A 1,445-nucleotide genomic window follows, 5' to 3' on the forward strand; every position below is an offset into this window, starting at 1 on the left:
ACTAATGGCTCCTTGACCTCTACCTCCCTTATCCCTATCATGCTCCCTCCCTTCAGGGCTCCTTTGCTAAACATGTATTTACCGTATTCCGACTCCTTACTGTGCTCTATGTTCCTTCCAACTATACCTACTATACCACCTTCCTTGTTATGTAACGGTATAACCATGTGGTGTTTGTAGCCTATCACTCCCAACACCTTTTGTACCAACTCTATGTTCTCCACAGAGCGCTCCTTTAAATACGCCATCAACCCCTTCTTGTTCGGTATATATCCTATGCCGCATCTCTTGATCACCTCATCGCTGTACCCACGCTCCTCCTTCAAATACCTCATCACCTTGTTGTTACCACTCCCTAGCTTGTTTAATGAGTATTGATATATCATCGCCCATACTTCTTGCGGCACACGCTCCTCTTTTGGTTCCTCCCCCTTTCCTGCCTTTACATCTCCTACTTTTTTGGTGTCTACTACACTTGCTTCATATTTTGTGTTTGATTTTGTAATCTCCCTTTCCTTCACAGCTTTTCTAGAGATTACTTTGCCTTCGTATAGCGCTTCCCTCAGACCAGACGCAGATGCTAAATATTCAAATATCTCCCTCTTGCTACCTCCAGAAGTCTCACTCACATATTGCCATATGCTCTTCTTGCCCCTTGTGTAGTCCATAAGTAACCACGGCCTGTCCTCGTACACGTATACCTTCCCTGCTTTGCCAGTACTGCCATCTATCTTCTGCCCAGTTGTCGATACGTAATGATTCCCACTCTTTCTAAAGCCAAATTCAGGTAAAAAAGTATCCAATTTCTCATACAGTGCACTGTATACCTCTTCTGTTGTAAGGTTCTCCCTTACCTTATGCCTTTCATTCGAGCACATCTTCCTTGATATCATTTCAATCATCCCATCCTCCCTATTTGCTTGACGCGTCTCGTAATCCGAAGAATCGAGGGCTACACTTTCTCCACTTATCTCTATGCTGCAACATCCTCTCTCATCAAACCGCTCAACAAGTCTAACCGAATCTCCTAACTTTAAATGACCAACATCCGCACCTCTAATTAAACACCCCCCTATATTCCTTTGGTCTATTATCGATACTGACTGTCCATCTACCTTCACCTCTCCTACGTACTTACCAAACTTAATCTCAGAATAATCGTAGTCTATGTACGAATATTTCCTGTTTTTCTTGATTTCTTCCCCTAAATCCACCACTTTCTTGCTTTTATCAAAATGTTTTAGCCCGTCTGGTATACTCACACCAATGTTTTCTAATGACTCTATCCCCCTATTGCTATTGTACGTCCTTATGTGCCTCATATACTCCTCACTCAGGTAGTCTAAACTTAACGTCTTTGGCTTTTCTCTACTTAATGTGGCCACCATCGCTCCATAATCCTTAAATTCTTGGCTAGACCAGTACATACCTATACTCTCTTGATG

General features: G+C 42.7%; 1 protein-coding gene. It reads right to left on the reverse strand.

The features are described from left to right. Nucleotides 1–1,427, reverse strand: a 1,427-nt coding sequence (locus tag EDM53_RS04445) for a hypothetical protein (RefSeq protein ID WP_207215477.1), incomplete at its 3' end; no start/stop codon positions are given. Nucleotides 1,428–1,445 lie beyond the last annotated feature (18 nt).

It is taken from the genome of Rickettsiales endosymbiont of Peranema trichophorum, from assembly GCF_004210275.1.
Classification (GTDB): domain Bacteria; phylum Pseudomonadota; class Alphaproteobacteria; order Rickettsiales; family Midichloriaceae; genus RICK02.